Annotated in this window: 15 protein-coding genes; 12 read left to right on the top strand and 3 right to left on the bottom strand. The window is 63.5% G+C overall.

Annotated features, from left to right (window positions below):
- Positions 1-14 precede the first annotated feature (14 nt).
- A complete protein-coding gene (locus AC0C6X_RS08540; RefSeq protein ID WP_173517784.1) occupies positions 15-647 on the top strand; it encodes a GNAT family N-acetyltransferase in 633 nt (210 codons plus the stop codon).
- The gene (locus AC0C6X_RS08535; RefSeq protein ID WP_472952559.1) at positions 644-1,228 is read left to right on the top strand and encodes a GNAT family N-acetyltransferase; all 585 of its coding nucleotides are present in this window, start codon (positions 644-646) and stop codon (positions 1,226-1,228) included. Before AC0C6X_RS08540 ends, AC0C6X_RS08535 begins: the two co-directional genes overlap by 4 nt.
- 37 nt (positions 1,229-1,265) lie before the next feature.
- Here AC0C6X_RS08535 and AC0C6X_RS08530 read toward each other — a convergent pair whose 3' ends face one another.
- A complete protein-coding gene (locus tag AC0C6X_RS08530; RefSeq protein ID WP_173517786.1) occupies positions 1,266-2,126 on the bottom strand; it encodes an endonuclease/exonuclease/phosphatase family protein in 861 nt (286 codons plus the stop codon).
- Positions 2,127-2,272: 146 nt separating this feature from the next.
- Here AC0C6X_RS08530 and obgE point away from each other — a divergent pair, with 146 nt between their 5' ends.
- The 10 genes from obgE (at position 2,273) to AC0C6X_RS08480 (ending at position 12,639) form a co-directional block, all read left to right on the top strand.
- Entirely contained in the window at positions 2,273-3,283 is a 1,011-nt protein-coding gene (gene obgE / locus AC0C6X_RS08525) for a GTPase ObgE (protein WP_472952557.1), read from the top strand.
- A gap of 1 nt (position 3,284) precedes the next feature.
- Positions 3,285-4,454 (top strand): glutamate 5-kinase, encoded by a 1,170-nt coding sequence (proB, locus tag AC0C6X_RS08520; RefSeq protein WP_173517788.1) that lies wholly within the window; start codon positions 3,285-3,287, stop codon positions 4,452-4,454.
- A complete protein-coding gene (locus AC0C6X_RS08515; RefSeq protein WP_472952554.1) occupies positions 4,447-5,730 on the top strand; it encodes a glutamate-5-semialdehyde dehydrogenase in 1,284 nt (427 codons plus the stop codon). Before proB ends, AC0C6X_RS08515 begins: the two co-directional genes overlap by 8 nt.
- Before the next feature lie 37 nt (positions 5,731-5,767).
- Positions 5,768-6,355, top strand: a complete 588-nt coding sequence (locus tag AC0C6X_RS08510; RefSeq protein ID WP_173518197.1) for a nicotinate-nucleotide adenylyltransferase — start codon at positions 5,768-5,770, stop codon at positions 6,353-6,355.
- A gap of 87 nt (positions 6,356-6,442) precedes the next feature.
- Positions 6,443-6,889, top strand: a complete 447-nt coding sequence (gene rsfS, locus AC0C6X_RS08505; RefSeq protein WP_173518198.1) for a ribosome silencing factor — start codon at positions 6,443-6,445, stop codon at positions 6,887-6,889.
- A 263-nt stretch (positions 6,890-7,152) separates the two neighbouring features.
- Positions 7,153-7,635 (top strand): 23S rRNA (pseudouridine(1915)-N(3))-methyltransferase RlmH, encoded by a 483-nt coding sequence (gene rlmH, locus AC0C6X_RS08500; protein ID WP_173517790.1) that lies wholly within the window; start codon positions 7,153-7,155, stop codon positions 7,633-7,635.
- A 159-nt stretch (positions 7,636-7,794) separates the two neighbouring features.
- Entirely contained in the window at positions 7,795-9,192 is a 1,398-nt protein-coding gene (locus AC0C6X_RS08495; protein ID WP_472952551.1) for a murein hydrolase activator EnvC family protein, read from the top strand.
- Complete coding sequence (locus AC0C6X_RS08490) at positions 9,182-10,504, top strand: S41 family peptidase (RefSeq protein WP_173517792.1); 1,323 nt, start codon at positions 9,182-9,184, stop codon at positions 10,502-10,504. The genes AC0C6X_RS08495 and AC0C6X_RS08490 overlap by 11 nt, the downstream gene beginning before the upstream one ends.
- A gap of 347 nt (positions 10,505-10,851) precedes the next feature.
- The gene (locus AC0C6X_RS08485) at positions 10,852-12,060 is read left to right on the top strand and encodes a divergent polysaccharide deacetylase family protein (RefSeq protein WP_173517793.1); all 1,209 of its coding nucleotides are present in this window, start codon (positions 10,852-10,854) and stop codon (positions 12,058-12,060) included.
- A 51-nt stretch (positions 12,061-12,111) separates the two neighbouring features.
- On the top strand, positions 12,112-12,639 hold the full coding sequence (locus tag AC0C6X_RS08480; protein WP_247959432.1) for an RNA pyrophosphohydrolase: 528 nt from the start codon (positions 12,112-12,114) through the stop codon (positions 12,637-12,639).
- Positions 12,640-12,875: 236 nt separating this feature from the next.
- Here AC0C6X_RS08480 and bfr read toward each other — a convergent pair whose 3' ends face one another.
- Both bfr and AC0C6X_RS08470 read right to left on the bottom strand, forming a co-directional pair.
- A complete protein-coding gene (gene bfr / locus AC0C6X_RS08475; RefSeq protein ID WP_247959431.1) occupies positions 12,876-13,367 on the bottom strand; it encodes a bacterioferritin in 492 nt (163 codons plus the stop codon).
- Complete coding sequence (locus AC0C6X_RS08470; protein WP_349508032.1) at positions 13,333-13,680, bottom strand: (2Fe-2S)-binding protein; 348 nt, start codon at positions 13,678-13,680, stop codon at positions 13,333-13,335. Before AC0C6X_RS08470 ends, bfr begins: the two co-directional genes overlap by 35 nt.
- Between the last annotated feature and the right edge of the window lie 230 nt (positions 13,681-13,910).

The raw sequence follows: 13,910 nt of genomic DNA, 5'->3' as shown, positions 1-13,910 counted from the left end.
TTCTGGAGGAAACCATGCAAACCGAGTTGTTGAGGGAAGACCAATCCCGGTCTCCCGAGCAGAGGCTGAGGCCCCAACGGTCAAGGACCGATTGCCCGATATTGTTGTCACCCAGGCTCGTTCTGCGCGCCCCTCATGAAGACGATATCGACGCCCTTGCCCATCTTGCCAACAATGCCAATGTCGCGACCATGGTCTCGCGCATGCCGCACCCGTACACGACGGCCGATGCCGCCGACTTCGTGCGACGCGCGAAAGCCGGCACGATTGGCAAGTGCGTCTACGCGATTACCAAGGCGGACAACGGCGCATTTCTCGGTTGCTGCGGTATCGAGCCGCATCCGGACGGCAAGACGGCGGAACTCGGCTACTGGCTGGGCGAGCCTTACTGGAACCAGGGTTTTGCCACCGAGGCCGCCCAGGTCCTGACCGACATGGCCTTCCGCACCCGCGACATCGACCAGATCGATGCGCGCTGCCGGGTCATGAATCTGGCGTCCCGCCGGGTCATCCAGAAGTGCGGCTTCCAGTTCCAGGGCAGCGGCATGGTCGGCAGCCTGGCGCTCGGCGGCTCGATCGCCGTCGAGTGGTACCGGCTCGACCGCAAGACCTGGGTCTCCTTGAGAAGCTGGGGAGGCATGCGATGAACGCGCTCGTTTCCGAACGCCAGCGGCTCGTCGCCCGCCCCGGTCCGGGCCCCTGCCCGGTCATCGAGACGAAGCGCCTCATCCTGCGCCCGCACCGGCGAGATGACGCCGAGGCGATCGCCCAGTCGCTCGGCGATTTCCAGGTGGCGCGCATGCTGGCGCGCGTGCCGGCGCCTTACGATCTGCAGGATGCGCTCGACTGGTTGACCGCGCAGACCTCGGGGCTGACGCCCGACTGGACCTTCGCCGTCACCACGGGCGACGACGTGCATATCGGCTGCGTCGGCATCGAGCTCCGGCACGGCCAATGGCATGTCGGCTACTGGCTGAACCGTTTCTACTGGGGCAAGGGCTTTGCCTCCGAAGCGACCTATGCGGCGGTCGAACGCTTCTTCCGCCGCATGCCGGAAACGACGCTGCATTCGGGCGTCTTTGCCGACAATCCGAGCTCGCTGAAGGTGCAGGAGAAGATCGGGTTCCAGATCACCGGCTGCAGCCAGGTCTACGCACTCGCCCGCAATGCCATGGTCGCGCATATCGAAACGCGGCTGACCGCTGCCGATCTGCGTCGACCACATTGAAAGACACCCCCGCGAAGCTCACTTCGCGGGGGATTTATCATGCGAGCGTGAAGCCGACAGGCAGGTGGTCGGAGCCCTTGGCGTCATAGTCAATCCAGGCGTCCGTCAGCCGCGAAACAAGGCCGGCGCTCAGGAAACAATAGTCGAGATGCATGCGTCTTTCGGGGTTTTCGGGATGAATCCAGCTGTAGCTTTCCGGCGTCAGCCGACCGAGATGGGCGAGCGCATCGACCGGGTTCTCGAGCCGCAGCGAGCGACCGTAGTAGGCGTCGCGCGAACCGACCATGGTGTTGTATTCCGGCGTCTCGGGCTCCATGTTGAAATCGCCCATGACGACGAAGTCTTCCGGATGCGGCGGCTCGGCCAGGCCGAAATCGGCCGCCCCGGTGATTGCGCCGCCTTCGAGCGGATAGCCGAGCAGCCGGTCCTTGAGATAGCGGATCTGGGCGATGCGCTCTGCCGGCAGCACATGGTCGAGATGTACGGAATAGACCCGGAGCGGACCGCCGGGCGTCGCGATCAACGCTTCGGTCGCACCGCGCTGCAGGTTCATCGGGCTGATCGTGCGGGTGCGCGGCAGGGGGATCGGCCGCGTCGAAAGGATCGGCCAGCGCGACAGGATCATGTTGCCGAATTGAAAGCGGCGGCTGACGGCCCGCCCGTCTTCGATCGCCGAGCCGATGTCGATGTCGCAAGGCGCGTGAAAGACCGCGAAATGACCCGGGAACAGCTTTCCGAAGCGAGCGACGAGATCGACGTGATCGTTGCGGTGGAAGCCGCGCGTCACTTCCTGCAGCGCGATGATATCGGCGTCCCCGATCGAGGCCGCGATCCTTTCGGGATCGAAGCGGCCGTCGAGACCGATGCCGTATTGGATGTTGTAGCTGACAAACCGCACGATATTCTTTGACCTCCGAATAAACCGCCTATATCGATGGCGGCAAAATAAAGCGGGATGAGGAAAAGTGTATGCGGTTTTCCGCCCGCATCCCGCTCTCACCATGAACTAAGACCGCGCACCTTTACCGAACAGATGGCAGCCCAATGAAATTTCTCGACGAAACGAAAGTCTATATCCGCTCCGGCGACGGCGGCGCAGGCGCCGTCTCGTTCCGGCGCGAGAAGTTCATCGAATTCGGCGGACCGGACGGCGGCGATGGCGGTCGCGGCGGCGACGTCTGGGTGGAGGCCGTCAACGGTCTCAACACGCTGATCGACTTCCGCTACCAGCAGCACTTCAAGGCCAAGACCGGCCAGCATGGCATGGGCCGCAACCGCACCGGCGCCGGCGGCGACGACGTGACGCTGAAGGTACCGGTCGGCACGCAGATCTTCGAGGAAGACAACGAGACCCTGATCGTCGACATGGTGGCCGAGGGCCAGCGCTACCGGCTAGCCGCCGGCGGCAATGGCGGCTTCGGCAACGCGCATTTCAAGTCGTCCACCAATCAGGCGCCGAACTGGGCCAATCCGGGCCTCGAAGGCGACGAGAAGACCCTCTGGCTGCGGCTGAAGCTGATCGCCGACGCCGGCCTCGTCGGCCTGCCGAATGCCGGCAAGTCGACCTTCCTCGCCGCCTGCACCCGCGCGCGTCCGAAGATCGCCAACTATCCCTTCACGACGCTGCATCCCAATCTCGGCGTCGCCACCATCGACGGCAACGAGTTCATCATCGCCGACATCCCGGGCCTGATCGAAGGGGCGCATGAAGGCGTCGGCATCGGCGACCGCTTCCTCGGCCATGTCGAGCGCACCCGCGTGCTGCTGCACCTGGTTTCGGCCCAGGAAGAAGATGTCGCCAAGGCCTACAGGACGGTGAAACACGAGCTCGAAGCCTATGGCGGCGGCCTTGAGGACAAGCCGCAGATCGTGGCGCTGTCGCAGATCGACGTGCTGGACGAGGACGAGTTGAAGGCGAAGAGCAAGGCGCTGGCGAAGGCCTGCGGCTCGCCGCCGCTCTTGCTCTCCGCCGCCGTCGGCAAGGGCATGACCGAAGCGCTGAGGGCCCTTCGTGGCGTCATCGTCGCTGCGAAGGCAGGCGAGGAGAACGTCTGAGATGACCAAGACCCGCAAGCCGCTCCTGAAGTATCGCCGGGTCGTCATCAAGATTGGCTCGGCACTCCTCGTCGATCGCGCGACAGGGCTGAAGAAATCCTGGCTCGACGCGATGTGCGCCGATATCGCCGGCCTCAAGGCCAAAGGCGTCGAGGTGCTGGTCGTTTCGTCAGGCGCAATCGCGCTCGGTCGCACGGTGCTCAAGCTGCCGTCCGGCGCGCTGAAGCTGGAAGAAAGCCAGGCGGCGGCCGCCGTCGGCCAGATCGCGTTGGCCCGCGCCTGGTCGGAGAGCCTTTCGACCGACGCCATCGTTGCCGGCCAGGTGCTGCTGACCCTCGGCGATACCGAGGAGCGCCGCCGCTATCTCAATGCCCGCGCAACGATCAACCAGTTGCTGAAGCTCGGTGCCGTGCCGATCATCAACGAGAACGACACCGTGGCAACCACGGAAATCCGCTATGGCGACAATGATCGCCTCGCCGCCCGCGTCGCCACCATGGTCGGCGCCGACCTGCTGGTGCTGCTCTCCGATATCGACGGGCTCTACACCGCCCCGCCGCATCTCGACCCGAACGCCCGCTTCCTGGAAACGATCGCCGAGATCACGCCCGAAATCGAAGCGATGGCCGGCGGTGCGGCCTCCGAGCTTTCACGCGGCGGCATGCGCACCAAGATCGATGCCGGCAAGATCGCGACGACCGCGGGCTGCGCCATGATCATCGCTTCCGGCAAGCCGAACCATCCGCTCGCCGCGATCGAGGAAGGCGCCCGCTCCTCCTGGTTTGCCCCATCGGGTTCGCCGGTGACCGCGCGCAAGACCTGGATCGCCGGGCAATTGCTGCCGGCCGGAACGCTCAGCGTCGACGCCGGCGCCGAAGAGGCGCTGCGCTCGGGCAAGAGCCTGCTGCCGGCCGGTGTCCGCAACGTCACCGGCAGCTTCAGCCGCGGCGACACGATCGCCATTCTTGGCGTATCGGGCCGCGAGATCGCCCGCGGCCTCGCCGGCTACGACGCCGACGAGGCTCGCCAGATCGCCGGCAAGAAATCGGCCGAGATCGCCGCGATCCTCGGCTATGCCGGCCGCGCCGCCATGGTGCACCGCGATGATATGGTGATGACCGGAAAACGCGCCCAAGACGAGGGCAGCCGGAAGGATGAGGTCCATGCTTGACGAGGTGAAGAACAAGGACGACGTCGAAAGCGTCATGCTGGAGATCGGCCGCCGAGCCAAGGCCGCCAGCCGTCCGCTTGCCGTCGCCAGCGCCGAACGCAAGCACGCCGCCTTGATCGCCATGGCCGACGCCATCCTTGCGCGCAAGGACGAGATCCTCGCCGCCAATGCGATCGACCTCGAAAACGCCCGCAAGACCGGCGTCGCCAGTGCCTTCATCGACCGCCTGACGCTCACCGAAGGCCGCATCCGCGACATGGCGAACGGCATTCGCGCGATTGCCGAGTTCAAGGATCCGGTCGGCGACGTGATCGCCGAATGGGACCGGCCGAACGGCTTGCATATCGAGCGCGTGCGCACGCCGCTCGGCGTCATCGGCGTCATCTATGAAAGCCGGCCGAACGTAACCGCCGACGCCGGCGCGCTCTGCCTCAAGGCGGGCAATGCCGTGATCCTGCGCGGCGGCTCCGACAGCTTCCATTCCTCAAGCGCGATTCACGCCTGCCTGGTCGAAGGGCTGAAGGCCGCCGGCCTACCCGAACACGCCATCCAGATGGTGCCGGTCGCCGATCGCGCCGCGGTCGGCGCCATGCTCTCGGGTCTCGCTGGCGCGATCGACGTCATCGTACCGCGCGGCGGCAAGAGCCTCGTCGCCCGCGTCCAGAACGAGGCGCGCGTGCCGGTCTTCGCCCATCTCGAGGGGCTCTGCCACATCTATGTCGACGCCTCGGCCGACCTTGCCATGGCGGAAAAGATCGTCGTCAACGCCAAGATGCGTCGCACCGGCATCTGCGGCGCGGCCGAAACGCTGCTGATCGACCGCAACGACGCCGAGCGGCTGGTCAAGCCGCTGCTGAGCGCCCTGCTTGCGGCCGGCTGCGAAGTGCGGGTGTCGGATGAACTCGCAGGGTCTGTCGACGGACTGAAGACCGCAACCGATGAGGACTGGGCGACGGAGTATCTCGACGCCATCATCTCCGTGAAGCTGGTCGACGGCATTTCCGGCGCCATCGAACACATCTGCACCTGGTCTTCGGCGCATACGGAAGCGGTGATCGCCGAGGATCCTGCGGTGGTCGACCGTTTCTTCTCGGAGATCGATTCCGCGATCCTGCTGCACAACGCCTCGACGCAGTTTGCCGATGGCGGCGAGTTCGGCATGGGCGGCGAGATCGGCATTGCCACCGGCAAGATGCATGCGCGCGGCCCCGTCGGCGTCGAGCAGTTGACATCCTTCAAGTATCGGGTGCGCGGTGCTGGACAGGTCAGGCCCTGAGGTGACGGCGGGCAAGGTGAACGCCCGCTACCTGCGCATGCCCCATGTCGAAAGCGGCATGGTGGTCGGCCTCTTCGGTGGATCCTTCAACCCGCCGCATCAGGGCCATGTGCTGGTGGCCGATACGGCCATCCAGCGGCTCGGGCTCGACCAACTCTGGTGGATGGTGACGCCCGGCAACCCGCTCAAGGACCACAACGACCTGGCGCCGCTCGCCGACCGCATCGCCATGAGCGAAACGATCGCGCGCAACCCGCGCATCAAGGTGACGGCCTTCGAACAGGCGCTCGGGCAGAGCTATACGGCCCGCACGCTGGAGATCGTGCGCGCCCGCAATCGCGACATTCGCTTCGTCTGGATCATGGGCGCCGATAACCTGAAGAACTTTCACCGCTGGCAGAACTGGCAGAAGATCGCCCGCACCTTCCCGATCGCCGTCATCGACCGGCCGGGTTCGACGCTCGCCTACCTCTCCTCGCGCATGGCCAAGACCTTCGACCAGGCGCGCATCGACGAGGACGACGCACGCCGCCTCGCCTATCACGCAGCTCCCGCCTGGACCTTCATTCACGGACCGCGCTCGTCGATGAGCTCGACCGCACTTCGGGCTGCGGGCGGAGTATGATTTTCTGGGAATCAGATCTGCTGTCTTGAAACCGCTACGGTTTGATGCCTAAATTCACGGACGGTTCGATCTTTGTTCGAATCGAAAGTGCCTGTTCTGTTCATATGGAAAGGAAAGACCCTGACAACAGCACACGCCAAGGGATATGCGGTTTCCGCATTCCCGCGCAGCACGGGATCGAGCGACGAAGCCGCTGTCCGTGCGCTTCAACTGGTCCTCGAAAGCCTAGAGGACTCGAAGGCAGAAGATATCGTCAGCATCAACATTGCCGGAAAGTCGGCGCTGGGAGACTTCATGGTCGTGGTCTCCGGGCGATCGAACAGGCATGTGATGGCCATTGCCGATCACCTGACGACCGACCTCAAAGACGGGGGCTTTGGCAATGCCCGTGTCGAAGGTCTGGAAGGCGGTGATTGGGTGCTGATCGACACCGGTGATGTGATCGTTCACATTTTCCGGCCGGAGATCCGGGAGTTCTACAACATCGAGAAGATGTGGGCAGCTCCTGAGATCGAGGACGGCACCCTGCATTGAGACCGACCGGGTCGCCGCGCAACTGAATGCCGGACGAGCCGAGTTGCGGTCATGCATGAATTTGAAGGGCTGTCGCCGTCTTGAGCGGCGCTTTCAGCCGGAAGTTTGTTGCGACTGATCGTGACCTTCAGGGCCGTTAACCGGACAAGGCGCGCAACGACGCTGCAAGGCTCCATGAACGCTGCATAGAATTCTCCTTGAATCGACCCGATTTCAGGAACTATGCAGTGCGCGGTGCAGCGCAAGCGAGGACGGAAAAGGTCATGCGTATCGGCTTATTCGCAGTCGGCCGCCTCAAGGCGGGGCCGGAAAAGGATCTCGCGGCCCGCTATCTCGATCGTTTTTCCAAGGCCGGCCCGGCGATCGGCCTCGAGCTCTCCCGTGTCGTCGAGGTCAACGAAAGCCGTGCCTCGAACGCCGACACGCGCAAGCGGGAGGAAGCCTCCCAGCTCGAGAAGGCACTCGCCGATGGCAGCCTGCTCGTGCTTCTCGACGAACGCGGCAAGGCGCTGGATTCAGACGGCTTTGCATCGCTGCTCGGCACGTTCCGCGACAGCGGCAAGCGCGACCTGATGATTGCGATCGGCGGCGCCGATGGCCTCGACCCGAGCCTTCACGCCCGCGCCGATGCCGTGCTCAATCTCGGAAAGATGACCTGGCCGCACCAGCTCGTCCGTATCCTGATCGCCGAACAGCTCTACCGCGCCGTCACCATTCTCTCCGGGCACCCGTACCATCGCGTCTAACGCGCGGGTTCTTCGTCCGTACTCCTGGCGCAGCACACGCAGTGATAACGAGAATATGCTTGGTCGCGCGCGCCAAATCAGATTAGGTTTTTTCTTCATATTTTTCGGATGGACGCACGCGAACCGATGACGCGCCGAGGCAGGGCCAGCGTTTTCAGCATGGGAAGAGGCGACGCAGGGCGGCTTGGCCGCAAGGCGGCGGCGCTTGCGGTCGCGCTTGCGATCGGCCTGCCGGCAGGCGCCCAGGAAGCCACGCCACCCGGCGCCACGATGGCCGGCCAGGAACAGGGTCCGCCGGATCCTGCCGCCGACCTCACCCTTCGCCGCAACAGCACGCGCAGCGAACTCGACGCACTTTCGAAGACCATTACGCTGTCGCAGGAGCGTGCCAACGCGCTGAGCGAAACCATCGCCGAGATCGACAAGACCAACGAGACGCTGCGCGCCGCAATTGTCGATTCCGCCAAGAAGCGGCAGGGTCTTGAGCAACAGATCGTCGACGGCGAAAAGAAACTGAGTGACCTGCGAACCAAGGAGGATGCTGTCCGCAAGTCGCTGCACGCGCGCCGCGGGGTGCTTGCCGAGGTTCTCGCCGCGCTGCAGCGAATGGGGCGCAACCCGCCGCCGGCGATCCTGGTGACGCCGGAGGACGCGCTGGCCTCGGTGCGAAGCGCGATTCTGCTCGGCGCCGTCGTGCCGGGTCTGCGCAAGGAAACTGAAAACCTGGTGGCGGACCTCAAGGCGCTCTCGGACATCCGCGCCGGCATCGACCGGCAGCGTGAAGAGTTGACCGCAGCGATGACGGCCAATCTCGAAGAAGAGCGCCGCATGTCGATGCTGGTCGCCGAAAAGGAGAAGCTGCGCCAGTCGAGCGCCAGCGAACTTGCCGCCGAACAGCGCAAGGCGCAGGAACTTGCCGGCCAGGCCACCAATCTTCAAGGTCTGATCGGCTCGCTCGAAAGCCAGATCGCCTCCGTTCGCGACGCCGCGGAAGCGGCCCGCGCGCAGGAGGAAGAGCGCCGACGCATGAGCGAGGCCGAGCGCGAGGCGGCGCGCGAATTGGCCCGCAATGCCGTGCCCGACAAAAACCGCATTGCCCCCGCATATGTGTTTTCGGAGCTGAGGAACAAGCTTGCCTATCCGGCTGCGGGATCGCTGTTGCGCAAATTCGGCGATGCAGATGGCACGGGGCACTCCCTGCAAGGGATCATGTTAGAAACCAATCCGGGCGCGCTGGTGACTGCGCCGTCAGATGGCTGGATCGTCTATGCAGGCAATTTCCGCAGTTATGGGCAGATGATCATTCTCAACCCGGGCGACGGCTATCACGTCGTGCTGTCGGGGATGGAGAGGGTGGGCGTACAGCCCGGGCAGTTCGTCGTGGCCGGTGAACCATTGGCGACGATGGGCGCAAAAAGAGTGGCGAGCGCTGCGGCCTTGGCGCTGGAAACAGACCGGCCGACGCTTTACATTGAATTCCGGAAAGACGGGAAACCGGTTGATTCCCGACCGTGGTGGACCGCAGCAGAGGTTGGAAAGGCGCGAAATGATACGTAGGGCTTCACTTGTTCTGGTCGGGGCGCTGATGGGCGCGACCGCGATGGGCGTGGTTTATTCGGCTGTCGTTCCGGCTGTCGCGGCCAACACCTCGACCTATCGCGAACTGGCAATTTTCGGCGACGTCTTCGAGCGCGTACGCGCGCAGTACGTGACGCCGCCGCAGGACGACAAGCTGATCGAGAATGCCATCAACGGCATGCTCTCCTCGCTCGATCCGCATTCCAGCTACATGAACTCGGCCGATGCCGAGGACATGCGCACCCAGACCCGCGGTGAGTTCGGCGGCCTCGGCATCGAAGTCACCATGGAGGACGATCTCGTCAAGGTCACGAGCCCGATCGACGACACGCCGGCCGCACGCGCCGGTGTGCTTGCCGGCGACTTCATCTCGAAGATCGACGGCCAGGACGTTCGCGGCCTGAAGCTTGAAGACGCCGTGGAGAAGATGCGCGGCGCGGTCGGTACGCCCATCAAGCTGACCATCCTGCGCAAGGGCGCGGAAAAGCCGATCGAACTGACGATCGTGCGCGACGTCATCGCCGTTCGCGCCGTCAAGTTCCGCACCGAAGGCGACGTCGGCTATCTGCGTGTCATCTCCTTCACCGAGAAGACCTTTGACGACCTGAAGAAGGGCATCGAGAAGATCAAGGCCGAAGTGCCGGCCGACAAGCTCAAGGGCTACGTCCTCGACCTGCGTCTCAACCCGGGCGGTCTGCTCGACCAGGCGATCAACGTCTCCGACGCCTTCCTGGAGCGTGGCGAGGTCGTTTCGACCCGCGGCCGCAACCCGGACGAGACCCGCCGCTTCAACGCGACGCCCGGCGACTTGACCGATGGCAAGCCGGTCATCGTGCTCGTCAACGGCGGTTCGGCCTCCGCGTCGGAAATCGTCGCCGGTGCCCTGCAGGACCTGAAGCGCGCGACCGTGCTCGGTACCCGCTCCTTCGGCAAGGGTTCGGTCCAGACGATCATCCCGCTCGGCGAAGCCGGTGCCTTGCGTCTGACGACGGCGCTCTACTACACGCCATCAGGCAAATCGATCCAGGGCACGGGCATCTCGCCCGACATCAAGGTCGAACAGCCGCTGCCGCCGGAACTGCTCGGTAAGGTCGAGGCCCAGGGCGAGTCCGACCTGCGCGGCCACATCCAGGGCCAGAGCGAGACCGAAGAAGGATCGGGCTCGGTCGCCTATGTGCCGCCGGAGACGAAGGACGACCTGCAGCTCAACTACGCGCTCGACCTCTTGCGCGGCAAGAAGACGGATCCGGCCTTCCCGGCCAATCCGGAACAGGCTCAGCTCAAGAAGTAAGCCTGCGAGCATGGAATGAGAGCGCCGCGTGTTCGAACGAACACGCGGCGCTCTGCATTTCAGCCGAGCGCATCCGCTCCGCCGGAAGCAGACTCACTGGTCAACGCGACACAGCTAAATTATAGGGGTAAGGACGCTGCCGCGGCCGCTGATTCTCAGGCACCGGTGCGCTCGGAGAGGAATTGCGAAGCGTCTCAACGCCGCCTTGCTCTAGAGCGCCGCACGTCCTGTCAGACGCGCAAAGCCGCTGCAGCGCCTTGAATTGCTGCATGTTTGTCCTTTGATCGACCATGATCAAAGCAGGCATGCAGGAGCGGCAACATCGCACAGATCGACCGAGGCTCCGTTTGGGAACTGATCTCAATGCCCCCCTGGGCCAGAACCGGCGGGTGAAGCCAGCGGCGAGGCGCGATCCCCGACGGATGCTCGGGCTCTCTTTTCTTGGTATTTGTATTGCGTCGATTGTCGGACTGTCGCTATGGGGCACGCTTGCGCCGGACGGACTGAAGCGGGGCCAGCCTGAAACGGCAGCAACCGAGAGCGCCAAGGGCGCCGCCGAGAAGCCAGCGAAAGCGGCAAATGGCCAGTCCGGTGCGGGCGGAACGATGGAGCCAGGGACCGCCTATTCCGGCGCCGACGTCGAACACACGCTCACCGATGACGGCTCTACCGTTACCAAGTTTTCACCGCGCAGCCGCGACGGCAAGGGCCCGGCCCTGATCAATGTCGGTCCGATCCGCGGCCAGGATCCGCGGATGGCGGCCATACCCAACGACGATCTCCTGGAAGACAGCCCAGCCGGACGTTTGCCGATCATCGGTCCGGACGGTCTGCGCTCCATGGATCAATATGCACGGCCCTGGTCCGGCGCGCGCGGCACACGCATCGCGCTGGTCGTCGGCGGCCTCGGCCTTAGCCAGACCGGCACCCAGAAGGCGATCCGCGACCTGCCGGCCGAAGTGACGCTGGGCTTTGCCACGGCCGGAAACAGCCTGCAGCGCTGGATGCAGGAGGCGCGCCGAAGCGGCCATGAGATCCTGCTGCAGATACCGATGGAGCCCTTCGACTATCCGGCGAACGATCCTGGGCCCAACGCGTTGCGCGTCGGCCTCGGCGCCAAGAAGAACCTGATGGAGCTGCACCGGAACCTCGCCGAGATCACCAATTACACCGGCATCATGAACTATCTCGGTGGTCGCTTCCTGTCGGACGCCGATGCGCTGGAACCGGTGATGCGCGATCTCGGCAAGCGCGGCCTGCTGTTCCTCGACGACGGAACGTCGGCGCAATCGCTCTCGGGCAAGCTCGCCGATGCCTTCGACGTACCGCACGGCTTTGCCGACCTGACGCTCGACACGGAGCTCAGCCGCAGCGCGATCCTGAAGAAGCTTGACGAACTGGAGCGGATTGCGCGCCGCAATGGCACCGCCATCGGCGTCGCTTCCGCCTTCGACGAAAGCGTCGGTGCGATTGCCTCCTGGATCGGCGAGGCACAGGGACGCGGTATCGAGATCGTCGGCGTTTCCGCGCTCGTCAAGGATCCGCAACAGAACTAGCTTACAGCCATCCGACAGGATGATTTGGCGATTGAAGAGAAGAGGCAGCCGATGAGCAAGGAAAAGGGCAAGAAACTCAGAGCGGAGGACCTTCCCTATCGCCCCTGTGTCGGGGTCATGGTGCTGAACCGCGCAGGCCTCGTCTGGGCCGGGCACCGGATCGCCGTCGGCAATTCCGAATATGACGGCTCGCCGCAGCGCTGGCAGATGCCGCAGGGCGGCATCGACAAGAACGAGGATCCGTTGAAGGCCGCCTATCGCGAGCTCTACGAAGAAACCGGCATGAGGACGGTCTCGCTGCTCGCGGAAGCGCCGGGCTGGATCAACTACGATCTGCCCGAGCATCTGATCGGCATCGGCCTCAAGGGCAAGTATCGCGGCCAGACACAGCGCTGGTATGCCTTTCGCTTCGAGGGCGAGGAGGACGAAATCGCCATCAACCCGCCGCCGGGTGGACACGATCCGGAGTTCGACGCCTGGGAGTGGAAGCCAATGCACGAATTGCCGGAGCTGATCGTGCCGTTCAAGCGCAAGGTCTATGAGGAGGTCGTCACCGCATTCGCGCATCTCGCGCCCTGAAGGACGTCGCGCAAGAGTGCGCAGCGGCTTTGCGGAAGCGAGGGAATATCAAGAACCTGAAGCGCGAGCGGCAAGTCTGAAGGATCGCGACGCGCTTAAGACAATTCCGGGAAAAGCGTGAAGCGGTTTTGCGTTCGGAATTGCGTAATTTCAAAGGACCCAAGCGAGAGTTCGTCTCACAGACGAAAAAGGCCGGCGATGTCGCCGGCCTTTGCCTTTGGAAAGCTGCGCCGAACTCAGTCGGCTTCGGCCTCGTTGGCCGGTGCGGCGTTGAGCTGGCCGTATTTTTCTTCGCCGATCTTGTCGAGCAGATCGAGCTGGGTTTCCAGGAAGTCGATGTGGCCCTCTTCGTCGGCGAGCAGTTCTTCGAAGAGCTTCATGGAGACATAGTCCCCGGCGGCGTGACAGATGTCGCGTGATTTCTTGTAGGCGGTGCGGGCGTCGTATTCGCCGGCGAGGTCAGCCTTCAGCACTTCCTTGACGTTCTGGCCGATGCGTAGCGGCGCAACCGTCTGCAGGTTGGGGTGGCCTTCAAGGAAGATGATGCGCGCGACGAGCTTGTCGGCATGCTGCATCTCCTCGATGGATTCCGCGCGCTCCTTCTTGGCGAGAAGCGTGTAACCCCAGTCTTCGAGGAGGCGGTAATGCAGCCAGTATTGGTTGACGGCACCGAGTTCGAGATAAAGCGCTTCGTTAAGCTGCTCGATGACCTTTTTGTCGCCTTTCAATGTCCGCCCTCCGGTTCTCTTCGTGGAATTGTCTGAGGCGGGTCATGAAATCAAATATCTCGGCGTCCGTCGAGTCGCGGTGCGCGTGATATTGCTCGGTGGTGCGGATGATGATGTCGACGACATTCGGGAAGCAGCCGCAGCAACGGCCGCGTTTTTCCATCGCGTGATAGACTTTCGCCGGCACGATCAGCTGCCAACAGTCCTCGTCGAGGAGGCCGACAATCGTGTCTTCGATCTCTTTTTCCGTGATGAAATTGCAGCTGCAAACCAGCATTTCGTCTCGCCTGTCGTACGCAACGCCCTGTGTCAGCGCTTAAAGCAAAACAGGACATTTAGTGTCAACTAAAAACTCCGCGAGCGGAAGTTGCAGGTCGATTAGAACGACTCTAAACTTTATAAAAAGCTTCGTCTTTTCAAAATTTTAGAGAAATATGAACGACTATTCTTGCAGACCTTAAGTCGATCTTGCCGCACGCCGACTGCGACATTTTTACACACTATCAGACCGCTTTCGTCGAGCGCGCCGACTGTAGCCTTTGC

The organism is Ensifer sp. VA4 (assembly GCF_055710065.1).
This window is presented reverse-complemented; position numbering and strand designations above follow the sequence as displayed.